Source organism: Kribbella antibiotica (genome assembly GCF_004349055.1).
Classification (GTDB): domain Bacteria; phylum Actinomycetota; class Actinomycetes; order Propionibacteriales; family Kribbellaceae; genus Kribbella; species Kribbella antibiotica.
The window spans coordinates 22,459-43,840 of record NZ_SMKX01000015.1; the positions used below are offsets into that span (position 1 = coordinate 22,459).

The window sequence follows — 21,382 nt, forward strand, 5'->3', positions numbered from 1 at the left end:
TGGCCCGTGCATCTGCCTGCAGGCGCACTCGGTTCGAAGATCATCCGCATCCGGGAGAGTCTGCCAGGGTGCGGGTGCCAGCTTGCCGGCCTCGGTGCCGGTCGAGAATCCGCTGGCCGAACTGGGTGCGGAGTGGCTAGCTCGAGTAGTCCCGGAAGCCGCGGGAGGTCTTGCGGCCGAGGTAGCCGGCTGTGACCAAGTGTTCGAGCAGCGGTGCGGGGGCGAAGCCGGGTTCGCGGAACTCCAGGTAGAGCGTGCGCTGGATGGCCAGCGAGACGTCGAGGCCGACCACGTCGAGCAGTGCGAACGGGCCCATCGGGAGGCGGCAGCCGAGCTTCATCGCGGCGTCGATCTCGTCGACCCCGGCGTAGTGCGCCTCGAGCATCCGGACGGCATCGTTCAGGTACGGGAAGAGCAGTGCGTTCACGATGAAGCCCGCGCGGTCGCCGCAGCGGACCGGGTGCTTGCCTGCGGCAACGGCCAGGGCGGCGACGGTGTCGGCGACATCGGGTGCGGTGCTGACCGTGCTGACGACCTCGACCAGCTTCATCACCGGGGCAGGGTTGAAGAAGTGCAGGCCGACGACGGCGGCCGGTCGCTTGGTCGCCATCGCCAGGTCGATGACCGGCAGGGACGAGGTGGTGGTGGCCAGGATCGCGGTCGGCTTGCAGATCTCGTCGAAGGTCTCGAACAGGGCCTGCTTGACGCTCAGCTCCTCGACCACGGCCTCGATCACCAGATCGGCAGCGGCCAGGTCGTCGAGGCGCGCCGTGCCGGTGATCCGGCGCAGGGCGGCATCTCGATCTTCGGAGGAGAGCTTGCCGCGCTGGACGCCCTTCTCCAGCGAGCGCTCGAGGCCGGCGCGGACCTTGTCGACCTTCTCCGTGCCGCGAGCTACGTACAGGACGTCGTAGCCGGCCTTGGCGCAGACCTCGATGATGCCGACGGCCATCGTGCCGGAGCCGACCACGCCGACCTGCTGGATCGGGCGAATTGCCGTCTCGACGCCGTTCGGCTGCGGGGTCTGGTCATCGTCGACGACGACCGGCGAGTCCGGGGCCTCGTAGGTGTAGAAGCCACGGCCGGTCTTACGGCCGAGCAGGCCGGCGGTGACCATCTGCTTGAGGATCGGGGCCGGGGCGTGCAGCCGGTTGCGGCCCTGCTTGTACATCGTGTCGAGAATCTCGTAGGCCGTGTCGAGACCGATCAGGTCGAGCAGTGCCAGCGGACCCATCGGGTAGCCGCAGCCCAGCCGCATGGCGGCGTCGACGTCTTCGCGGGTCGCGTAGTGCGACTCGACCATGGAGACAGCGTGGTTCAGGTAGCCGAACAGCAGCGCGTTGGCGATGAAGCCCGCCCGGTCGGCTGCAACCACCGGGACCTTGTCGAGACGGCGGGCCAGTGCCTGCACGTCCTCGACGACGTCCGGCTCGGTGACGACGGTCTTGATGACCTCGACGAACTCCTGCACGGGCGCCGGGTTGAAGAAGTGCATGCCGACAACACGCCGCGGTCGCTGGGTCGCGACCGAGATCTCGGTGACCGACAACGACGAGGTGTTGGTGGCGAGGATCGCGTCCTCGCGGACGACCTTGTCGAGCGCGGAGAAGATCTCGCGCTTCAGCTCAAGCCGTTCGATGACAGCTTCGATCACCAAGTCGCAGTCCGCGAGTGCTTCCAGTGAGGTCGCGAAGGTGACCCGGTCGAACAGCGCCTGCTGGTCCTCGACCGACAGCTTGCCGCGCTTCACCGCCCGGTCCGTCGAGTGCTGGATGTGACCGCGGCCGCGCTCGACCGCCGCCTCGTCACGCTCCACGCCGACCACGGTCAGGCCATGGCGCGCGAACACCTCCGCGATACCGGCGCCCATCGTGCCGAGTCCGACAACACCGATTACCTGCAGCTCCCGAGCCATGTTGGCACTATGCCAGTCCGCGACTGGTCAGCCCATGAGCTGAGTCACGCGAGGCCAACCTCACACCGCGCCTCACACCGCGCCTCACACCTCGTCGAACGCCTCAGGAGCCTGCAGCCACTCCGCAACCAACGCCTCCGGGTCCGGTACGGCGGCCAGCGCGGCACCGATCGGTTTTGGCTTCAACTCGCCGTAGCGAGTCGGCGGCAACCACATCGCGCGGTAGCTCCCGGATTCGGAATCGACCGGGCTGTCCATCTCTGGGCCGTCGCCGGTGCCGAACTCGCCACCGATCGACTCGGCGAGAAAGTAGTGCTGCGTCTGGTGGTTGAAGTTCACGACCGCCACCAGGCCGTGGATCTTCACCTGCACCCCGAGCTCCTCGACGGTCTCCCGTCGCGCCGCCTCCGCCACGGTCTCCCCGGGTTCCAGCTGGCCGCCGGGGAGCGTGTAGTACGTCGCGCCGGCGCGGATGCGTTCGATCACCGCAATGCCCTCGGCCGAGAACAGCAGGACGCCACTACGCATCACGAGCGAACCGCCAGCACCTGCAGCCAGCCGACCGCGAGATCCGGGAGACGGGTCGCGCTGCCGCCAGGTGGCTCGTTGCGAATCAGCTCGCGGACCGTCCAGCCGGCAGCGGTCAGCAGTTCACGCAGCGCATCCTCCGACCACAGGACGAAGTACCGCGGGAGGTCGAGGTGACGGTTCGACCACTCCTCCCCCGTGCCCTCTTTCGTACTGAACGCGAGGACCGGAGCCGCCCGCACCGCCTTGCGCAGGACACCAGCCAACTGGGAGCGCCCGAAATGCAGGAAGACCGCGTCAGCGAAGACAGCGTCGTACTGTCCGTCGAAGTCGTCGGTGAGTGCGTCGAGCCGGTCGGCGGTGTGGCCGTCGGCGCGCATCATCTCCAGAAAAGCCTCGGTCGCATCCGTCCGTCGGACCATGAAGCCGCGGCGTTCGAGCTCGCCCGCGTCGCGGCCGGTGCCGCTGCCCAGCTCCAGCACGCGAGCACCCGAGGGGACGGCTCCGGCGAGCAGGTCGATGAGCTGATGATTGGCTTCGGCCGGGATCGACTCGCGGAAAGCCTCCGCCGCCTGTTCGTACGTCGCCAACGTGCGCTCGTTGTCGGTCGGCACGCGCGTCCAGCCGTCACCGGTGTGCTCGACGACGGCCGGCAGCTTCAGGCCCAGATCGACACCGAGGACGACGACGGTCTCCCCGCGATGCAGGTCCGCAATCGCCTGCAGTTCGGCGTCAGGCCGCCGTACGAGATCGGGTACGACGGTCAGCCGTACCCCGAGCTGCTCCGCCAAGCGCGAACCGGCGGACGCGTCGAAGGTCGCCGCGTAGACCTGGGCGATCCGCTCACCGACGGCCGCGTCCTCCACATCCCCTGGCAGCAGCAAGATCCGCGCTGGGCACATCAGGTTCATGCCAGCCTCCTTTATGCGAACCACCTTCGCATGGGCCGTCGGCAGCGGTCGATGTGCTGTAGCGTCACCTCTCGTGCGCTTGGTGATTGCAACGTGTTCCGTGGACTACTCCGGCCGTCTGACCGCCCATCTGCCGATGGCGCCGCGGTTGCTGATGGTGAAGGCGGACGGCTCCGTGCTGATCCACGCCGACGGTGGTTCGTACAAACCGCTCAACTGGATGTCGCCGCCCTGCAAGCTGGTCGTGGACGACGACATCTGGAGCGTCACGAACAAGGCCGGCGAGGAGCTGCGGATCACTCTCAAGGAGATCCACAGCGACACGGCCTACGAGCTCGGGACCGACCCCGGTCTGATCAAGGACGGTGTCGAGGCGCACCTGCAGGAGTTGCTGGCCGAGCACGTGCAGACGTTCGGCGAGGGCTTCACGCTGGTACGGCGCGAATACCCGACCGCGATCGGGCCGGTCGACCTGCTGTGCCGGGACGCCGACGGGAAGCACGTCGCCGTGGAGATCAAGCGGCGCGGCGAGATCGATGGTGTCGAGCAGCTGACCCGCTACGTCGAGCTCCTGAACCGGGACCCGCTGCTGGCCCCGGTGCGCGGTATCTTCGCCGCTCAACTGATCAAACCGCAGGCCCAGTTCCTGGCGACCGACCGCGGTCTCGAGTGCGTCACCGTCGACTACGATCTGCTCCGCGGTATGGAATCCGACGTCCTGCGCCTCTTCTGACCCAGGAGCCCTATGCCCCCGGAACCGGCCAACCCGATCGAGACGATTCTCAACTTCGCCATCTGGCTGGCGCTGCCGGTCGGACTCGTGGCTGGGGTCGTGGTGATCGTGATCGTGGTGATGCGGTCGCAGCGAAAGCGCGCGCTGCCGCCCTCGCCGTACCAGCAGCCGTACCAGCAGTACCCACCGCAGGGGCAGCCGCCGTACCAGCAGCACCCGCCCCAGGACCAGGCCCAGAACCAGCCGCCGCACCAGCCCTGAGCCTGGCGAATCAAGATTCTTGCCCGATTTCGGGCAGATCTTTTGTGTTGGAGCCTGAAACGCTGCAGAGTTGTCGGCGTGATCAGTGAGGCGGCGGCAGGGCCGGTGGACGAACTGGCCGAGCAGGTCAGCCGGACGACCGGGCTCTCCGCGGACGATGCGCGGCGCGTGGTCGCCGACGTACTGGCGTACTTCACCGAGACGGCCGAGGACTACGTCCGGCGCCGGCACCGCGAACTGCAGACCTACGGTGCCCGCAACGACGAGATCTTCGCCCGCGTCGGCACCGAGCTGCGGCATTGGCCCGTGCGCTCGCCGGAACTCTCCGCTCGTCAGCTACGACGGATCGTCTACGGCTGACAGCTGCAACCAAAGACCTACGAAAGGCACCAACACATGTGCGGAATCGTCGGGTACGTCGGCACCAAGCCGGCCACACCCATCCTGGTGGACGGCCTGGCCCGGCTGGAGTACCGCGGGTACGACTCGGCCGGTGTCGCCGTACTCGGCACCAGTGAGCTCAAGGTGCACAAGGACGCCGGGCGCGTCCGTGAGCTGGAGGCGTCGCTGCCCAAGCGGTTCGGCGGCAAGCTCGGCATCGGCCACACCCGCTGGGCGACCCACGGCGGTCCGAGCAAGGACAACGCCCACCCGCACGCCAGTGGCAACGAGCGGATCGCCGTCGTCCACAACGGCATCTTCGACAACGCGGGCGCGCTGCGCCGCCAGCTCGAGGACGCCGGCGTCAAGCTGCGCTCCGAGACCGACACCGAGGTCCTCGCGCACCTGATCGAGCAGTCCGACGGCGCCACCCTCGAAGAGAAGGTGATGGCCGCGCTGCGCCGGATCGAGGGCACCTACGGCATCGCCGTCATCGACCTCGACTTCCCCGACCGGATCGTGGTCGCCCGCAACGGCAGCCCGCTGATCCTCGGCATCGGCGACGGCGAGATGCACATCGCCTCCGACGCCGCCGCGCTGATCCGCTACACCCGTCAGGTCGTCTACTTGGACGACGGCGAGATGGCGACCGTCAAGGCCGACGGCTACCGCACCTTCACCCAGGACGCCTCGCCGACCACCAAGACCGCGAAGACGGTCGACTGGGAGGCCGACGAGTACGAGCGCGGCCTGCACGAGCACTTCATGATGAAGGAGATCCACGAGCAGCCGGACGCGGTCGGCCGCGCGCTGCGGGGTCGCCTGGACGAGCGCTTCCACACCGTCCATCTCGGTGGCCTGAACATGGACGCCCGCGAGGCTCGCGAGATCAAGCGGGTCAAGATCCTCGGCTGTGGCTCGGCGTACTACGCCGGTCAGATGGGCGCCCAGTTCATCGAGGAGGTCGCCCGGATTCCTGCCGACGCAGAGCCGGCGTCGGAGTTCCGCTACCGCAACCCGGTGGTCGAGCGCGACACGCTGTACATCGCCGTCAGCCAGTCCGGCGAGACGCTGGACACGCTGGTCGCCGTACAGGAGCTCAAGCGCAAGGGTGGCCGGGTGATCGGCCTCGTGAACGCGGTCGGTTCCAGCATCGCCCGCGCTGTCGACGGTGGCGTCTACCTGCACGCCGGCCCGGAGGTCTCGGTCGCCTCGACCAAGGCACTGACCAACATGGCCGTCGCGTTCGCGATGCTCGGCATCCACCTCGGCCGGATCCGCGACGTCTCCCCCGCCGACGGCCGCCGTCTGATCGAGGGCCTGAAGAAGCTCCCCGAGCACATCCAGTCGATCGTCGACCAGGAGGAGGAGCTGGCCAAGATCGCCGGGCAGCTCGCCAAGCACGAGAGCCTGTTCTTCGTCGGCCGCACCCGTGGCTACCCGGTCGCCCGCGAAGGCGCGCAGAAGCTCAAGGAGATCTCCTACCGGCACGCCGAGGCGTACCAGACCTCCGAGCTCAAGCACGGCCCGCTCGCGCTGATCTCGCCGGACGTCCCGAGCGTCGCGATCGTCCCGCAGGACGAGCTGCTCGACCGCAATATCGGCGCCCTGCACGAGATCGCCGCGCGCTCCGGCCCCCTGTACGTCGTCACCCACCCGGGCGTCGACATCCCGGACGGGGTCGCCGCGAAGATCGTGGTCCCGAAGAACGAGCCTGAGCTCGACCCGATCCTGCTCACGATCCCGCTGCAGATCCTGGCCTACTACGCCGCCGTCGCCCTCGGCCACGACGTCGACAAGCCCCGGAACCTGGCGAAGTCCGTCACGGTCGAGTAGTCCCGGACCGCGAGGCCATGGAATTCGTCATACAAGTATGACACTTGTACGATGAGTTCCATGGCCGATCAGATTCGTCATGTCCGGTTGTCGTCGGTGGTGCTGCCGTTGGAGCAGCCGATCAGTGATGCGAAGGTGCTGACCGGGCGGCAGCGGCCGATGACTGAGATCGTGCTGTTATTCGCGGAGATCAGTACCGCGCAGGAGCAGCACGGGATCGGGTTCTCGTACTCCAAGCGGGCCGGTGGACCGGCGCAGTACGCGCATGCCCGGGAGGTCGCCGGGGAGCTGATCGGCGAGGACCCGTCGGATATCGCCAAGGTGTACGACAAGTTGCTCTGGGCGGGCGCCTCGGTCGGGCGCTCCGGTGTGGCGACCCAGGCGATCGCCGCGATCGACATCGCGTTGTGGGACCTGAAGGCGAAGCGGGCCGGGCTGCCGCTGGCCAAGCTGCTCGGCGCGCATCGCGACTCGGTCCGGGCGTACAACACCTCCGGCGGGTTCCTGCACGCACCGATCGAGGAGGTGCGGGAGCGCGCGACCCAGTCACTGGCCGCGGGGATCGGCGGGATCAAGATCAAGGTCGGCCAGCCCGACAGTCGCATCGACCTCGACCGGGTTCGATCGGTGCGTGAGCACCTTGGCGACGCCGTACCGCTGATGGTGGACGCAAACCAGCAGTGGGATCGGCCGACGGCGCTGCGGATCGGGCGGAATCTGGAGCAGTTCGGCCTGGTCTGGATCGAAGAGCCACTCGACGCGTACGACGCCGAGGGGCACGCGCAACTGGCGGCTGCCCTCGACACCCCGATCGCGACCGGCGAGATGCTGTCGAGTGTCGGTGAACACGTGCGGCTGATCGAAGCCCGGGCGGCCGACATCATCCAGCCCGACGCACCGCGGATCGGCGGCATCACGCCGTTCCTCAAGCTGGCGACGCTAGCCGACCATGCCGGGCTGCAGCTCGCACCGCACTTCGCGATGGAGATCCACCTGCATCTCGCAGCCACGTATCCGCGCGAGCCGTGGGTCGAGCACTTCGAGTGGCTGAATCCCTTGTTCAACGAGCGTCTGGAGACTGTCGGCGGCCGGATGCTGGTCCCGGACCGGCCGGGACTCGGCTTCACCACGAGCGAGCAGTGCGCCGCGTGGACCGTCGACGCGTGCGAGATCGGCAGCAGATGACTGTACGACGTGGTCTCGCGTACGACGTCGTCGCGGAACTGAAGCGCCGGATCCTGGCCGGTGAACTGGCGCCGGGCGCGAAACTGCCGGGTGAGAACGGCCTGGTCGAGGAGTTCGGAGTCAGCCGGACGGTCATTCGCGAGGCAGTCTCACGACTCCAGGCGGCCGGTCTGGTCGAGACGTTCCAAGGCCGCGGGTCCTTCGTGCTGGAGGTACCAGGACCGGTCGAGCTCAAGGAGGTCCGCACACATCAGGACGTGCTCGAGCTGATGGACTTCCGGACCGGCGTCGAGAGCGAGGCAGCCGCGCTCGCCGCCGCTCGGCGTACCGGTATTCAACTCAAAGGGATCGAACGCGCACTCGACGACTTCCGCCGGGTCGGCGACGATCCCGGGCGCTCGGTCGCAGCAGACTTCGCCTTCCACCTCGCCGTGGCCCTTGCCTCCGGCAACCGTTTCTACGGCGAGGCGATCCGGGAGCTCGGCCCGATGATGATCCTGCTACCGCGGACCCGGCTCGATCCGGCGTACGAAATGTCCGACCCGGAACACCTCACCCGGGTGATCCACGAGCACGAGAACATTCACACCGCGATCGTCCACGGCGACGCCGACGCGGCTCGCGCTGCGATGCGCGTGCACCTCACCAGCACCCGGCACCGACTCACCAGCGACTCCCGTTCGGGCTGAAGCCCGGCTCGATCGTCCGCCGGTACGCCGTATCGTCGCGGCGCCGGATCCCGCACGCCAAGTACTGCTCGTGGAGCCGGCCGAGGGCGTCGGTGTCCAGTTCGATCCCGAGCCCAGGCCCGGTCGGCACTCGCACACTCCCGTCCGCGAAGGCCAGCGCACCGGGCTTGATCAGGTCCTCGGTCTTCCACGGGTAGTGCGTATCGCAGGCGTAGGTCAGATTCGGCGTCGCCGCCGCCAGCTGCGTCATCGCAGCCAGGCTGATCCCGAGATGCGAGTTGGAGTGCATCGACAACCCCATCCCGAAGGTGTCACAGATCCCCGCGAGCAACTGTGAGCGTCGCAGTCCACCCCAGTAGTGATGGTCGGAGAGCACGACCTGAACAGCATCGGCCAGCACCGACGGCTTCAAGTGCGCGAACGCGATCACGCACATGTTGGTAGCCAGCGGAATGTCGGTCTGCGCCGCGACCGCGGCCATCCCGTCGATCCCCGGCGTCGGATCTTCGAGATACTCGATGACGCCGGTCAGCGCCTTGGCGACGGCCACCGACGTGTCGACCGTCCAGGCGCAGTTCGGGTCGATCCGCAGCTTGTGCTCGGGAAAGGCTTCGGCCAACGCCCGCACCGCCTCGATCTCCTGTTCGGGCGGGAACACTCCACCCTTGAGCTTGATCGCGGTGAATCCGTACTGATCGATCATCGACCGGGCCTGCGCGACGATCCCCGCTGGATCGAGGGCCTCGCCCCACGAGTCCTCCGCCGCACCGGGATGCCCAGCCCACTTGTAGAACAGGTAGGCACTGAACGGGACCGAATCACGCACCGCCCCACCGAGCAGGGCAGTGACCGGACGGCCGACCTCCTTGCCCTGCAGATCCAGCAGGGCAACCTCGAACGGAGACAGTACGACGTCGATCGGATCCTGCAGGTTGAGCATCCCGCCGACCTGGGCGCCCCGCTCAGCCCGCAGTACGTCGGCCACCCGGCTCCGCAGGCCGTGCAGATCGAACGTGTCCAGACCGGGCAGTGCCGCCGCGACTGCAGTGAGCCGGGCCAGCACCGTCTCGTCGCAGTAGGTCTCGCCGAGTCCGTGGTTGCCGTCGTCGGTCCAGACCTGCACGATCGTCCGCAGCGCGAACGGCTGATGCACGCCGGAGACGTTCAGCAGCGGCGGATCCGCGAAGGCGACCGGGGTCAGCTCGATCCCGGAAATCCTGCTCACACCAGCTCCTCATCTTTGGAAGACGCAGTCTTCGGACGCCGCGCCAGCAACCGGATGGCCGGCAGCGCGAGCACAACGATCAGTACGGCGAGCACCGTGCCCGAGATCGGTCGTGTGAAGAAGCCGGCCGGGTTACCGCCGAAGATCAGCAGCGACTGCCGGATCGCGGTCTCCAGCACACTGCCGAGCACAAACGCCAGCACCAGCGGGCCGGGCTCGAACCCGAACTTCTTCATCAGGTAGCCGAGCACGCCGAAGACGATCACCAGGAAGATGTCGAAGACCTGGTTGTTCACGGTGTAGACGCCGAGCAGCGTGATCAGGACCGTGATCGGCGCGAGGATCGCCGGGCGGACCCGAAGGATCTTCACGAACAGGCCGACCATCGGGATGCTCATAATCAGCAGCAGGATGTTGCCGATGTACATCGAGTTCACCACGCCCCAGAACAGATCCGGGTGCTCGGACACCAGTTGCGGACCGGGCGGGATGCCCTGGATCAGCAGGGCGCCGAACATCAGCGCCATCGTCGCGTTGGCCGGGATGCCCAGGGTGAGCAACGGGATGAACGACGAGGTCGCGGCCGCGTTGTTCGCCGTCTCCGGCGCCGCGACACCTTCGATCGCTCCTTGGCCGAAGCGCTCCGGATGCTTGGCGCGGCGCTTCTCGACCGCGTAGGCGACCAAGGACGAGAGCGTCGCGCCGCCGCCCGGCAGCACGCCGAGGACGAACCCGATCACCGAGCCACGGCCGATCGCACCGCTGGACTGCCGGAGGTCGGCGCGCGACGGCCAAACGTTGGTGACCTTGGCGGGCGCCGGCACCGTGCGGTGCCGTTCCTCCAGGTTGTGCAGGATCTCGCCGAGCCCGAACAGGCCCATCGCGATCGGCACGAAGTCGATGCCGTCAGCAAGGTTCAGGGTGTCGAAGGTGAACCGGCTCGCACCGGTGAAGGTGTCCCGTCCGACCGTTGCCAGCAGCAACCCGACTCCGGCCGCGATCACCGACTTGGTCCGGCCGCCGTTGCCCACGGTCGCCACCAGGAGCACGCCGAACAGCGACAGCGCGGCGTACTCCGGCGGGCCGAAGTCGAGCGCGACATCGGCCACCACCGGGGCCAGCAGGGTGAGTCCGATGATCGAGACCGTGCCGCCGATGAAGGAACCGATCGCGGCGATACCGAGCGCCGTACCGGCCTTTCCCTGTTTAGCCAGCGCGTAGCCGTCGAAGACGGTGACCACCGACGACGCCTCGCCCGGGAGCTTCAGCAGGACGGACGTGATCGTGCCGCCGTACTGGGCGCCGTAGAAGATGCCGGCCAGCAGGATGATCGCCGAGACCGGTTCGACGCCGTAGGTGACCGGCAGCAGGATCGCGATCGTCGCCGCGGGCCCGAGCCCGGGCAGGACGCCGATCAGCATCCCGATCACGACACCGATCAGGCAGTACAACAGGTTGGTGGGCTGAAGGACGACTCCGAAGCCGTCGATCACCGGATTAAAGAAGTCCATCAGATCAACCGCGGCAACGGGATCTCAAGGACCATCACGAACAGCAGGTAGAACGCAACCACCGTGCCAACGCTGACGGCCACCGATGACACCCAGCGCTCCTTGCCAGGAAACGCATCCAGACGAACACCAGCAGCAGCGACGGAATCTCGAACCCGATCAGCGGCAGCAGCGCCGCGAACACCACGAGACTCAGTACGGCGACCGCCGTCTGCACGCTCGCCCTGGTGAAACCCTCGGTGTCGGTCCCATGCCGCCCGGTCAGCGCCAGCACCACCGCGAGCACGGTGATCACGACACTGACCGTGAACGGCCACAATCCCGGGCCGGGCGCGGTCAGCCGGCCGAGACCGAGGGCCAACGAGCCGACGAGCCCGAACACCCCGATCGCGCCCGCAACGCCCGCGGCGCCAAGCTGAGCGAGGGGTCGCTCGGTCACTTCTGACCCAGCGAGATCTGGTACTGGTCGAGCTGCGCCTTGTACTTGGTGGCGTACTCGTCGAGGATCTTGCGGACCTCGTCCGGCGTGCCCTCGATCGGGGTCAGGCAGTGGTCGTCGTTGAACTTCTTGTACGCCTCGGTCGCGAAGGTCTTCTTGGCCGCATCCAGCAGCTTGGTCTTGACCGCGTCCGGCGTCCCCTTCGGCGCGGTCAGGAACCGGTACTGCGACACGACCACGTCGTACCCCTGTTCCTTCGCCGTCGGGACCTCGGGCAGGAACTTGATCCGCTCGGCCGAGAAGACGGCGAGCGGGACAACCTTCTTCGCCTTGATCTGCGCGATGCTGTCGCCGACCTGGATGGTGGCGACGTCGATCTGGCTGCCGAGCAAGGCGGTCAGCGCCGGCGCACCACCATCGAACGGTACGTCGGTCGCCGGGATCGCGGCCTGTTTGAAGGCCAGCGCGGACGCGAGCTGCGCTCCGGTCCCGACGCCGGTGGTGCCGTACTTGATGTTCTTGCCGGACTTCTTCAGGTCGGCGATCGACTTCACGGCCGACGCGGCCGGGGCGAGCAGGACGTAGTCGTCCTGGGAGATCCCGCCGATGAGGTCGAAGTCGTCGAGTTTCACGGCCTCGTTCGCGGAGACCGCGAGCGGCGTGATCGTGAACAGCGACGCGTTCTGGACCGCGATCTTGTAGCCGTCGGGTTTGGCCGACTGCAGTTCCTTCGCGTTCAGAGCACCGTTCGCGCCTGGCTTGTTCACCACCGGCACCGAGACGCCCAGTTCCTTGCTGACGCCTTCGGCGATCGCGCGGGTGATCAGATCGGTGCTGCCACCAGGCGCCGCGCCGACAGTCATCTGGATGTTGCCGGTCGGGAAGTCACCCTCGCCGCCGGTCGCCGTCGTCTTCACTCCGCCGCAGCCGGTCAGGAGCCCGACGGCTGCCGTGACTGCTGCGGCTTGGATGAGCCTCATCAAAGATCCTCCTCTGGTTCGGCCCCGTTGGCGTGAGCGTAGGGAGAGCCGTCGATGCCTGTCCAAGGTTGTTTATGCATCGAGTGATACCTTTCGGGAATCATGTTCTCGCTGGACCAGCTGACCGCGTTCGTGGCTGTCGCCGAGGAGTTGCACTTCGGCCGGGCGGCCGAGCGGCTCAACATGACTCAGCCACCGCTGAGCCGGCAGGTGCAGAAGCTGGAGCGCGCGGTCGGGGTCCAGCTGTTCGAGCGGGACAATCGCCGAGTCGTCCTGACCGAGGCCGGGCGGGCGTTCCTGGGCGAGGCGAGGCGGTTGCTGTCGTTGGTCGAGACCGCGGGCGACCTCGCGCGCCGGGTCGACCAGGGCGCGGCCGGGACACTGCGACTCGGCTTCACCGCGGTATCGGCGATCCGGACGCTCGGACCGTTCCTACGTCGGGTGTCCGACGAACTGCCTGAGGTCGACGTCATCCTGCACGAGCGGGTCACCTCGGCGCAGATCGACGGCCTGCTGCACGGCGAACTCGACCTCGCGCTGGCACGGCCGCCGTACGACGCTCAACTCCTCGACTCGCTGGTCGTGGCACGGGAGCCGCTCTGTGCGGTCTTGCCGGTCGGCCATCGCCTGGCCGCACTCGACCGGCCGCTCAGCGCGGCCGACTTCGCCGCGGAAGAGCTGATCAGCTACGACCCCGACCGCGCGGGCTACTTCCATGAGCTGACCGTCCGCTTTCTGGCCGGCTCCCAACACCGGATCACGCAGCGGGTGCAGCAGGTGCTCACCGTCGTCCTGCTGGTCGCGGCGGGTCGCGGGGTCGCGCTCGTCCCCGAGTCGGCGCGCGATCTCGGCGTACCGGGGGTTGCCTTCCAGGAGATCGGCCTGGCCGGTGAGCCGGTCGAACTGCACGCGATCTGGCACCGGGATTCGGCCAATCCGGTGTTGCATCGGGTGCGAGCGATGCTCTCAGAGCATCAATAGATCCAAAAACAGTCTTAGACAGGTATCCACCCGTCTTCCTAGGCTGACCAGCGTGACCCCCGACGAACTTGCTGCCCATCTGAAGACCGGACTGCTCTCGTTCCCGGTTACACACTTTCGACCCGACCTGAGCTTCGACGAGCAGGCCTACCGCGAACACCTGTCCTGGCTCAGCCAGTACGACGTCGCCGGGCTCTTCGCCGCGGGTGGGACCGGCGAAGGATTCTCGCTGACCCCGGCCGAGATCGATACCGTCGTCCGCGCAGCCGTCTCCGAGGTCGCCGGACGGGTGCCGGTGATCGCGCCGGCCACCGGCGGCACCATGTCCGCGATCGCTCAGGCACAGGCCGCCGAGGCTGCGGGCGCCGACGGATTGTTGCTGCTGCCGCCCTACCTGACCGAGGCCGGTCAGCGCGGGCTCGTCGAACATGTGTCGGCCGTCTGCCGCAGCACGAACCTCGGCGTCACCGTCTACAGCCGGGCGAACGCGATCCTGACCGACGTCTCCGTCGCGGAGCTTGCCGACCGCAACGAAAATTTCGTCTGCCTGAAGGACGGCGTCGGCAACATCGAGATGATGACGCGGACGTACGCCCGGGTCGGCAATCGGCTGACCTACATCGGCGGGCTCCCGACCGCAGAGACGTTCGCGCTGCCGTTGCTGCAGCTCGGAGTCAGCACCTACTCGTCGGCGATCTTCAACTTCGTCCCCGAGTTCGCCCTCGGCTTCTATGCCGACGTGCGTGCGCAGGACCGCGACGCCGTCTACCGCAAGCTGAACGAATTCGTCATCCCGTACCTCGACATCCGTGACCGCACCAAGGGCTACGCCGTCTCGATCGTCAAGGCCGGCGTGAATGCGATCGGCCGATCGGCCGGGCCGGTGCGCCCACCACTGCAGGACCTTACGGCTGATGAACTCACCCAATTGACCGAACTGATCGGGCGGGTGAAATGACACCAACCATCACCTCCGTCGAGGTTGTGCCGGTGGCCGGGTGCGACAGCATGCTGCTCAATCTCAGCGGCGCACACGGCCCGTTCTTCACCCGCAATGTAGTGATCGCCACCGACAGTTCCGGAAACACCGGACTCGGCGAGGTCCCGGGCGGTGCGAAGATCGCAGCCACGATCACCGAGGCTGCCGAACTGCTGGTGGGGCAGGAGATCGCGCGGTATCGCCAGTTGCTGCGGTCGGTGGCGGATGCCTTTGCCGATCGCGATGCAGGCGGCCGTGGGCTGCAGACGTTCGACCTCAGGACCACGGTTCACGCAGTGACCGGACTCGAGTCGGCGCTTCTCGACCTCTTCGGCCAGCACCTCGGCGTACCGGTCGCGGAGTTGCTGGGCGACGGGCAGCAGCGCACTCACGTTCCGGTGCTCGGATATCTCTTCTATGTCGGCGATTCGGGGCGCACCGACCTGCCATATCCGAACGACGCGGCCGACGATCGCTGGTCGCAGCTGCGGCGGCGGGCTGCGCTGACTCCCGAGGCCGTGGTGGCGCTGGCCGAGGCGGCGCAGGAGCGCTACGGGTTCGCCGACTTCAAGCTGAAGGGCGGGGTGTTCGAGGGCGCGACCGAGATCGCCGCCGTTCGTGCGCTGGCCGCGAGGTTCCCGCAGGCGCGGATCACGATCGACCCGAACGGCGCCTGGCCGGTTCGCGAAGCCATTGCCTTGTGCAACGGTCTGGACGACGTCCTGGCCTACGTCGAGGATCCGTGCGGCGCCGAATCCGGATTCTCCGGCCGCGAGACGATGGCCGAATTCCGCCGTACGACGGGGCTTCGCACGGCCACCAACATGATCGCGACCGACTGGCGTCAGCTGGCGCACGCGGTGCGTACCGATGCGGTCGACATCCCGCTCGCGGATCCGCACTTCTGGACGATGGCGGGCTCGGTCCGGGTCGCCCAGCTCTGCAACGACTTCGGGCTGACCTGGGGTTCACACTCCAACAACCACTTCGACATCTCGCTGGCCATGTTCACCCACGTCGGAGCCGCGGCTCCGGGTGACATCACCGCGCTCGACACGCATTGGATCTGGCAGGACGGCCAGGCCCTCACCACCAACCCGCTACAGATCGTCGACGGACAGATCGCCGTACCGGCTACCCCTGGGCTCGGGGTCAATCTGGACCGCGACGCCCTGCAAGCGGCCCACGAGTTGTATCTCAAGCATGGACTCGGTGCGCGCGACGATGCGGTCGCCATGCAGTATGTGATCAAGGACTGGGCCTTCGATCCGAAGCGGCCCTGTCTGGTGCGCTGATGTTCATCTGTCGTTGACCGAGGAGCCTTGAATGCGTTGGCAGAAGCCGCTCGCCGCTGCTGTTGTTCTCACTGCACTCACCACCACACTGACCGCATCGGCCATGCCCGGCGCTGCACCGGGTGGACCATGCTCGCCTGACGCCCGGTTCCTCGGGTTCAGCGATGCGCTGAACAAGACGTCGTACGACGGGCAACTGGTCTCTGGGTTGTCCGCACTGAACGTGACTGGGCCGCATAGTGCGGTCGCGTTGGTCGACAACGTGCTGACGTCGCCGGCACGGGTGTTCACGTTGAAGGTCAGCGGCAAGCCGACCGTGAGTGTTGACGGGATGACGATCCTCAAGCGTCCGGACGGGACGCCGTTCAACGCGCAGGACTTCGATGGTGAGGGACTCGTCGTCGAGCGAGGCAACCGGACGATTCTGGCGACGTCGGAGCGGGAGCCGTCGATTCGGCGGTTCCGGTTGTCCGATGGGCTGCAGATCGGATCTCTGCCGGTGCCAGCACGGTTCCAGGTGGCGCCGGCCGGTGAGGCGGTGTCGAACGGGACGTTCGAGTCGCTGGTGGCCAGTCGCGACGGGCGGTCGGTGTTTGCGGGCATGGAGGAGCCACTGGCGCCGGACGGCCGGGATACTGACGACCGCGGGCGGAACCGGATTCTGCACTACACGGGCCGCTCCGGGCATGACTACCGCGTGGCCGCGCAGTACGCGTACAAGACCGACCCTGGTCTGTCGCTGGTCGAGCTGGCGTGGGTGAGCCCGACCCAGCTGGTCTCGATGGAGCGGACCTTCGTTGCGGGGGTCGGGAACACGATCCGCGTCTTCACTGTGTCGTTGCGGCACGCAAGCGATGTCAGCAAGCGGGCGTCGCTGGCTGACGCACCGGAGCAGGTGTACGTGAAGAAGAAGCTCCTGTTCGACCTGGTGAACTGCCCACCGTCCGGTGCGACGGCTCTGCAGCCGCAGCCGAACCCGTTGCTGGACAACGTCGAGGCGCTGGCGCTGGGCGGCTACCTGCCGGGTGGGCGGCGGCAGCTGTACCTGCTGTCGGACGACAACAACGGCAAGCTGCAGATCACGCGGTTCTACTCGTTGGCCGTTGACCTGCACTAAGCAACACTGTGCGTATGCGCGTGATTGTGGTGGGTGCCGGTGTCATCGGGCTGACGTGTGCCGTCAGGCTGGCCGAGAGTGGCTATGAAGTAGCAGTGCTTGCCCGGGACCTGCCACTGGAGACGACGTCTTCGGTGGCAGGAGCCATCTGGGGTCCGTACCTGGCTGAGCCGGCGGACCGCGTGGCTCAGTGGGCCAGGACGTCGTACGACGAGTTCACCAAGCTGGCCGAGAGTGAGCCGTCGGTGCAGTTGCGGCACGGGCGCTCGTTGCTGGTGGAACAGACACCGAATCCGGCTTGGGCCGACGCACTGCCTGATCTGACCCGGGTTGCATCGCCGCCAGTGGGATTCGCGGACGGATGGGCGTTCACGGCGCCGGTAGTGGAGATGCCGAAGTACCTGCCGGCGTTGGTGAAACGACTCGAGAACGCCGGCGGCACGCTGACCCGCGCAGCCCTGTCCGGCCTGCCCAGTACGGCGGACCTAGTCGTGAACTGCACTGGTCTCGGGGCTCGGTTGACCGCGGCCGATCCGACCGTGACGCCAGTGCGCGGCCAGGTGCTGAGTGTGGCGCAGTGCGGGCTGTCCGAGTGGCTCATCGCGGACCAGCCGGACTCCACGACCTTTGTCATCCCGCGGTCTCAGGACGTGATCGTCGGCGGCACGAGCGAGCCGGGTGACTGGAACCTGGCTGCTGACCCGGCGACCAGTAAGGCGATCCTCGACCGGGCCTCCGAACTGGTCCCACAATTGCGCAAGGCAACAGTTCTGCGGGCGCGCGTTGGTCTGCGGCCGAGCCGGCCACAGATCCGTTGCGAGCTGGTAGACAAGGTCATCCATTGCTACGGCCACGGCGGCTCGGGCGTCACCTTGTCCTGGGGCTGCGCCGACGAGGTTCTGGCGTTGACCAATGGCCTCTGAGTCAGTGCACTCCGAGAAGGGGATCGTCCTCGACGGCGGACTGTCGAACGCGCTCGAGGACCGCGGCCATGACCTGTCCGATGCCTTGTGGTCGGCCCGGTTGCTGAAGGACGCCCCGGAGGAGATCGCCGCCGTCCACCGGGCGTACTTCAAGGCCGGTGCGATGGTTGCGACGACCGCCAGCTACCAGGCGAGCGTCGCCGGCTTCGCACAGGCCGGCGTAGGGGTCGCGGAGGCCGAGCGGCTGATCACGTCCAGCGTGCGCATCGCCCGGGAGGTCCGGGACGAGTTCGGCGGCGACCGGCTGGTCGCTGCGTCGGTCGGACCGTACGGCGCGATCCTTGCCGACGGCTCCGAGTACCGCGGCCGGTACGGCGTCAGCGCCGCCGCACTGCGCGATTTCCACGGACCGCGGCTGGAGTTGCTGATCGGCGCCGGACCCGACCTGCTCGCCATCGAGACAATTCCCGATGTCGACGAGGCCGAGGTGCTGGTCCAACTGCTGCAGGAGCTCGACTTCCCGGCCTGGCTCTCGTACAGCGCCGCTGACGGTCAGACCCGTGCTGGTCAGCCACTGTCCGCTGCCTTTGCGCTCGCCACGATCGACCAGGTGGTTGCCGTGGGCCTCAACTGTTGTGCACCAGAGGAGGTGGCTCCGGCCATCGCGCTCGCAACCAAACCAGCTGTCGTCTACCCGAACAGCGGTGAGACCTGGGATGCCGGCACCCGCAGTTGGACCGGCTCATCGGCAACTCTCACCAACCTCGCCCCGGCCTGGGCCGCTGCCGGGGCTGCCTACATCGGCGGCTGCTGCCGGGTCGGTCCGGACGACATCCGGGTCTTGGCCTCCGCGCTCTCAGACGTCTAGGACTTGGCAGAGCAGATCGAGCGCTCCTGGGTAGGCGTGGTCGGGTGGGGTGCCGTAGCCGACGATGACGGCTTGGCGGGTGGCTGGGGTCGGGGCGAAGTGGTAGGTGCTCATGCTGGCCAGGCCCAAGCCCTGACGGGCGGCGCGTTCGACGATGTCCTCGGCATCACCCGGTACGTCGAGTAGGACGTGCATGCCGGCGGCGATACCGGCCACCTGGACGTTCGGTGCGCGTTCGGCGAGCAGTTCGACCAGGCGGTCGCGGCGACGGCGGTAGTGCAGGCGTGAGCGCCGTACGTGGCGGTCGTAGTGGCCGGAAGCGATGAACTCGGCCAGGACCAGCTGTTCGAGAGTGGCGGTCTGGTAGTCGGCGACTCGCTTGACCTCGATCATCGGCTCGAGCAGGTGCTGCGGGAGGACCATCCACGCGAGGCGGACACCCGGGGCGAGGCTCTTGCTGGCGGTGCCGGTGTAAACGACTCGCTCCGGGTCCAGCGCCTGGAGCGCTCCAACGGACTGGCGGTCGTAGCGGAACTCCCCGTCGTAGTCGTCCTCGATCAGTACCCCGCCCGACTTCGCCGCCCACTCCACAGCCGCCGTACGGCGCTCTGGGGAGAGAGGGACACCTGTCGGCATCTGGTGTGCCGGAGTGAGCAGTGCGGCTTGGCCGGTCAGATGCGACACGTCAGCGCCGTACTCGTCGAGTGGGAGCGGGACTGGTTCCAGACCGCGGGCGCGGATGACGTCGCGGTGGAGGTGGTAGCCGAACTCCTCCGTCGAGACCGTCGTCCCACCGAGGTTGCGGATTGCTTCGCAGAGCAGGCTGAGGGCCTGGACGTAGCCGGAGCAGATCAGGATGCGTTCGGGGTCGGCGCGGACTCCGCGGGCGCGGGCCAGGTAGTCGGCGAGGGTGCGGCGGAGCTCGATCCGGCCGCGGGGGTCGCCGAGGCCGAACGCCTCGTTCGGTGCGGCCGGCCAAGCCTTCCGGGCGGCGGCCAGCCACTCACCGCGCGGGAACGTGGAGACATCGGGTGAGCCGGGGGTCAGGTCGTAGCGGAAGGTGCGGACCGGTGCGATGGTCGTGCCCGGCGGCGGCGAGGTGTTGGCGCGGCTGGCGACGACTGTGCCCGAGCCCTGGCGGGCCGTCAGCCAGCCCTCAGCGACCAGCTGACCGTAGGCGTCAGCGACCGTGTTGCGGGCGATACCGAGGTCCTTGGCGAGTGAGCGGGACGACGGCAAGCGGGTGCCCGCGGGCAGCCGGCCGCTCCGGATCGAGGCGTGCAGCGCCAGCACGAGGTCGTTGCGGCCGCGTGAGGCCGCAAGGTCGAGATGCAGGTCAGCACCCGAGATCGCTGCCGAATTGGCCCCTGGATCTTCCATGGAAGTGGACCATACACCTGGGCCGATCCCCGCCTAGATTGAAGACATGAGCACAACGACCACCCGACGAGTGAAGCTGGCCTCCGTGGCCCCCGAGTTCTACCAGGCCCTGATCGCGCTGGACGAGACCGCCGGCGTCGGCTTCGACGACAACTTCGCGAACCTGATCCGGGTCCACGCCTCGCAGCTGAACGGCTGCGCCTACTGCACCGACATGCACAGCCTCGACTACCTGCACGGCGAGGGCCCGCAGCAGAAGCTGAACCTGCTGCCGGTCTGGCGTGAGTCCCGCAATCTGTTCACCGAACAGGAGCAGGCTGCACTGGAGTTGACCGAAGCGATCACCTTGATCAACACGGATCATGTTCCCGACGCGGTCTACGAGCTGGCAGCGCAGCACTTCGACGAGAAGGAGCTGTCCCAGTTGATCGCCTTGATCATCATGATCAACGCGTGGAACCGGGTCGGCATCACCGGCAAGATGGCGCCGGGACACTACAAGCCATGACTGCTGAAGCCTTCCGGGCCCGGCACCACGCCGGGCCCCCGCTGATCCTGCCGAACGCCTGGGACCCGGTCAGCGCCCGCATCATCGCTGCCGGCGGCGCACCGGCCATCGCGACCAGCAGCGGCGCGATGGCTCGCGTCCTCGGGTACGACGACGGTCAGCTGACTCCGGCTGCGGAGATGCTGACAGCGGTCGCGCGGATCGCCCGAGCGGTCGACGTACCGGTGACTGCGGACATGGAGGCCGGGTACGGTCTGCCGGCCAAGGAGTTCGCAGAGCGACTGCTGGAGACCGGTGCGGTCGGTTGCAACCTCGAAGACTCACTGGACAGCAAGCTGGTGGACCCTGCGGAGTTTGCTGACTACCTGGCTGAGGTGCGCGCGACTGCGGGTGCTGACCTGGTGATCAACGCCCGCGTCGACACCTTCCTCTTCAACGGCACACCTGCCGATGCTGTTGCTCGCGGGCGCGTCTATCGGCGGGCCGGTGCGGACTGCATCTATCCGATCTTCGCACCGATCGAGGTACTGCCTGAGCTGGTCGCTGAGATCGGCGGTCCGATCAACGCGCACGCATCACCCGGCGGGCCGACCCCTGCTGAGCTGATCGCAGCCGGCGCCCACCGCATCTCTTACGGCACCAGTGTGCACACGCATCTGATGGACTCGCTGCAAAAGCTCTTGCCGAGCCTGCAGTGAAACAGGGTGGGCCGTTGCAGCGGCCCACCCTGTTCTGTT

At 67.5% G+C, this 21,382-nt stretch carries 22 protein-coding genes; 14 read left to right on the plus strand and 8 right to left on the minus strand.

Annotation, left to right across the window (positions count from 1 at the left end):
- Positions 1 to 136: 136 nt before the first annotated feature.
- From E1263_RS07545 to E1263_RS07555, 3 genes are all read right to left on the minus strand, one after another.
- On the minus strand, positions 137 to 1,915 hold the full coding sequence (locus tag E1263_RS07545; protein WP_132166451.1) for a 3-hydroxyacyl-CoA dehydrogenase family protein: 1,779 nt from the start codon (positions 1,913 to 1,915) through the stop codon (positions 137 to 139).
- Positions 1,916 to 1,999: 84 nt separating this feature from the next.
- Positions 2,000 to 2,443: an NUDIX domain-containing protein gene (locus E1263_RS07550; RefSeq protein WP_132166452.1), complete on the minus strand. Its 444-nt coding sequence runs from the start codon at positions 2,441 to 2,443 to the stop codon at positions 2,000 to 2,002.
- Positions 2,443 to 3,354: a class I SAM-dependent methyltransferase gene (locus E1263_RS07555; protein WP_132166453.1), complete on the minus strand. Its 912-nt coding sequence runs from the start codon at positions 3,352 to 3,354 to the stop codon at positions 2,443 to 2,445. The genes E1263_RS07550 and E1263_RS07555 overlap by 1 nt, the downstream gene beginning before the upstream one ends.
- 73 nt (positions 3,355 to 3,427) lie before the next feature.
- On the opposite strand from E1263_RS07555, the gene nucS reads away from it, so the two are divergent.
- From nucS to E1263_RS07585, 6 genes are all read left to right on the plus strand, one after another.
- Complete coding sequence (gene nucS, locus E1263_RS07560; protein ID WP_132166454.1) at positions 3,428 to 4,087, plus strand: endonuclease NucS; 660 nt, start codon at positions 3,428 to 3,430, stop codon at positions 4,085 to 4,087.
- 12 nt (positions 4,088 to 4,099) lie between these two features.
- Complete coding sequence (locus tag E1263_RS07565; RefSeq protein WP_132166455.1) at positions 4,100 to 4,348, plus strand: hypothetical protein; 249 nt, start codon at positions 4,100 to 4,102, stop codon at positions 4,346 to 4,348.
- A gap of 78 nt (positions 4,349 to 4,426) precedes the next feature.
- Positions 4,427 to 4,708, plus strand: a complete 282-nt coding sequence (locus E1263_RS07570; RefSeq protein WP_238161116.1) for a hypothetical protein — start codon at positions 4,427 to 4,429, stop codon at positions 4,706 to 4,708.
- A gap of 36 nt (positions 4,709 to 4,744) precedes the next feature.
- The gene (gene glmS, locus E1263_RS07575) at positions 4,745 to 6,565 is read left to right on the plus strand and encodes a glutamine--fructose-6-phosphate transaminase (isomerizing) (protein ID WP_132166456.1); all 1,821 of its coding nucleotides are present in this window, start codon (positions 4,745 to 4,747) and stop codon (positions 6,563 to 6,565) included.
- 60 nt (positions 6,566 to 6,625) lie between these two features.
- A complete protein-coding gene (locus E1263_RS07580) occupies positions 6,626 to 7,750 on the plus strand; it encodes an L-talarate/galactarate dehydratase (protein ID WP_132166457.1) in 1,125 nt (374 codons plus the stop codon).
- A complete protein-coding gene (locus E1263_RS07585) occupies positions 7,747 to 8,439 on the plus strand; it encodes a FadR/GntR family transcriptional regulator (RefSeq protein ID WP_132166458.1) in 693 nt (230 codons plus the stop codon). Before E1263_RS07580 ends, E1263_RS07585 begins: the two co-directional genes overlap by 4 nt.
- On the opposite strand, the gene E1263_RS07590 is transcribed toward E1263_RS07585, so the two are convergent.
- From E1263_RS07590 to E1263_RS07605, 4 genes are read right to left on the minus strand one after another with little or no spacing between them, the layout of a single operon-like run.
- Positions 8,414 to 9,664 carry a glucarate dehydratase family protein gene (locus tag E1263_RS07590; protein ID WP_132166459.1) on the minus strand — a complete coding sequence of 417 codons (1,251 nt, stop codon included), beginning with the start codon at positions 9,662 to 9,664 and terminating at the stop codon, positions 8,414 to 8,416. The genes E1263_RS07585 and E1263_RS07590 overlap by 26 nt on opposite strands.
- Positions 9,661 to 11,175, minus strand: coding sequence for a tripartite tricarboxylate transporter permease (locus E1263_RS07595; protein ID WP_132166460.1), 1,515 nt, complete (start codon positions 11,173 to 11,175; stop codon positions 9,661 to 9,663). Before E1263_RS07595 ends, E1263_RS07590 begins: the two co-directional genes overlap by 4 nt.
- A gap of 34 nt (positions 11,176 to 11,209) precedes the next feature.
- Positions 11,210 to 11,614 carry a tripartite tricarboxylate transporter TctB family protein gene (locus E1263_RS07600; RefSeq protein WP_165956542.1) on the minus strand — a complete coding sequence of 135 codons (405 nt, stop codon included), beginning with the start codon at positions 11,612 to 11,614 and terminating at the stop codon, positions 11,210 to 11,212.
- Positions 11,611 to 12,594, minus strand: coding sequence for a tripartite tricarboxylate transporter substrate binding protein (locus tag E1263_RS07605; protein ID WP_132166462.1), 984 nt, complete (start codon positions 12,592 to 12,594; stop codon positions 11,611 to 11,613). The genes E1263_RS07600 and E1263_RS07605 overlap by 4 nt, the downstream gene beginning before the upstream one ends.
- 102 nt (positions 12,595 to 12,696) lie before the next feature.
- Between E1263_RS07605 and E1263_RS07610 the strand changes: the two genes are divergently transcribed.
- Genes E1263_RS07610 through mmuM form a run of 6 tightly spaced genes read left to right on the plus strand, consistent with a single transcriptional unit; the run spans position 12,697 to position 18,757 of the window.
- A complete protein-coding gene (locus E1263_RS07610) occupies positions 12,697 to 13,575 on the plus strand; it encodes a LysR family transcriptional regulator (RefSeq protein WP_132166463.1) in 879 nt (292 codons plus the stop codon).
- Positions 13,576 to 13,627: 52 nt separating this feature from the next.
- Complete coding sequence (kdgD, locus tag E1263_RS07615) at positions 13,628 to 14,533, plus strand: 5-dehydro-4-deoxyglucarate dehydratase (protein ID WP_238161117.1); 906 nt, start codon at positions 13,628 to 13,630, stop codon at positions 14,531 to 14,533.
- Positions 14,530 to 15,849: an enolase C-terminal domain-like protein gene (locus tag E1263_RS07620; protein ID WP_132166464.1), complete on the plus strand. Its 1,320-nt coding sequence runs from the start codon at positions 14,530 to 14,532 to the stop codon at positions 15,847 to 15,849. The genes kdgD and E1263_RS07620 overlap by 4 nt, the downstream gene beginning before the upstream one ends.
- Positions 15,850 to 15,880: 31 nt before the next feature.
- A complete protein-coding gene (locus E1263_RS07625; protein ID WP_132166465.1) occupies positions 15,881 to 16,966 on the plus strand; it encodes an esterase-like activity of phytase family protein in 1,086 nt (361 codons plus the stop codon).
- A 14-nt stretch (positions 16,967 to 16,980) separates the two neighbouring features.
- A complete protein-coding gene (locus E1263_RS07630) occupies positions 16,981 to 17,889 on the plus strand; it encodes an FAD-dependent oxidoreductase (protein WP_132166466.1) in 909 nt (302 codons plus the stop codon).
- The gene (mmuM, locus tag E1263_RS07635; protein ID WP_132166467.1) at positions 17,879 to 18,757 is read left to right on the plus strand and encodes a homocysteine S-methyltransferase; all 879 of its coding nucleotides are present in this window, start codon (positions 17,879 to 17,881) and stop codon (positions 18,755 to 18,757) included. Before E1263_RS07630 ends, mmuM begins: the two co-directional genes overlap by 11 nt.
- On the opposite strand, the gene pdxR is transcribed toward mmuM, so the two are convergent.
- Positions 18,746 to 20,137 carry a MocR-like pyridoxine biosynthesis transcription factor PdxR gene (gene pdxR / locus E1263_RS07640; protein ID WP_132166468.1) on the minus strand — a complete coding sequence of 464 codons (1,392 nt, stop codon included), beginning with the start codon at positions 20,135 to 20,137 and terminating at the stop codon, positions 18,746 to 18,748. The two genes, mmuM and pdxR, sit on opposite strands and share 12 nt — an antisense overlap.
- A 46-nt stretch (positions 20,138 to 20,183) precedes the next feature.
- Between pdxR and E1263_RS07645 the strand changes: the two genes are divergently transcribed.
- Positions 20,184 to 20,645 carry a carboxymuconolactone decarboxylase family protein gene (locus tag E1263_RS07645; RefSeq protein WP_132166469.1) on the plus strand — a complete coding sequence of 154 codons (462 nt, stop codon included), beginning with the start codon at positions 20,184 to 20,186 and terminating at the stop codon, positions 20,643 to 20,645.
- Entirely contained in the window at positions 20,642 to 21,343 is a 702-nt protein-coding gene (locus E1263_RS07650; RefSeq protein ID WP_132166470.1) for an isocitrate lyase/PEP mutase family protein, read from the plus strand. The genes E1263_RS07645 and E1263_RS07650 overlap by 4 nt, the downstream gene beginning before the upstream one ends.
- Positions 21,344 to 21,382 lie beyond the last annotated feature (39 nt).

Coding starts and splice junctions, on each gene's coding strand:
- E1263_RS07545 (WP_132166451.1), bottom strand. CDS start 1,915: ATGGCTCGGGAGCTGCAGGTAATCGGTGTTGTCGGACTCGGCACGATG.
- E1263_RS07550 (WP_132166452.1), bottom strand. CDS start 2,443: ATGCGTAGTGGCGTCCTGCTGTTCTCGGCCGAGGGCATTGCGGTGATC.
- E1263_RS07555 (WP_132166453.1), bottom strand. CDS start 3,354: ATGAACCTGATGTGCCCAGCGCGGATCTTGCTGCTGCCAGGGGATGTG.
- E1263_RS07565 (WP_132166455.1), top strand. CDS start 4,100: ATGCCCCCGGAACCGGCCAACCCGATCGAGACGATTCTCAACTTCGCC.
- glmS (WP_132166456.1), top strand. CDS start 4,745: ATGTGCGGAATCGTCGGGTACGTCGGCACCAAGCCGGCCACACCCATC.
- E1263_RS07580 (WP_132166457.1), top strand. CDS start 6,626: ATGGCCGATCAGATTCGTCATGTCCGGTTGTCGTCGGTGGTGCTGCCG.
- E1263_RS07585 (WP_132166458.1), top strand. CDS start 7,747: ATGACTGTACGACGTGGTCTCGCGTACGACGTCGTCGCGGAACTGAAG.
- E1263_RS07595 (WP_132166460.1), bottom strand. CDS start 11,175: ATGGACTTCTTTAATCCGGTGATCGACGGCTTCGGAGTCGTCCTTCAG.
- E1263_RS07605 (WP_132166462.1), bottom strand. CDS start 12,594: ATGAGGCTCATCCAAGCCGCAGCAGTCACGGCAGCCGTCGGGCTCCTG.
- E1263_RS07610 (WP_132166463.1), top strand. CDS start 12,697: ATGTTCTCGCTGGACCAGCTGACCGCGTTCGTGGCTGTCGCCGAGGAG.
- E1263_RS07620 (WP_132166464.1), top strand. CDS start 14,530: ATGACACCAACCATCACCTCCGTCGAGGTTGTGCCGGTGGCCGGGTGC.
- E1263_RS07625 (WP_132166465.1), top strand. CDS start 15,881: ATGCGTTGGCAGAAGCCGCTCGCCGCTGCTGTTGTTCTCACTGCACTC.
- E1263_RS07630 (WP_132166466.1), top strand. CDS start 16,981: ATGCGCGTGATTGTGGTGGGTGCCGGTGTCATCGGGCTGACGTGTGCC.
- mmuM (WP_132166467.1), top strand. CDS start 17,879: ATGGCCTCTGAGTCAGTGCACTCCGAGAAGGGGATCGTCCTCGACGGC.
- pdxR (WP_132166468.1), bottom strand. CDS start 20,137: ATGGAAGATCCAGGGGCCAATTCGGCAGCGATCTCGGGTGCTGACCTG.
- E1263_RS07645 (WP_132166469.1), top strand. CDS start 20,184: ATGAGCACAACGACCACCCGACGAGTGAAGCTGGCCTCCGTGGCCCCC.
- E1263_RS07650 (WP_132166470.1), top strand. CDS start 20,642: ATGACTGCTGAAGCCTTCCGGGCCCGGCACCACGCCGGGCCCCCGCTG.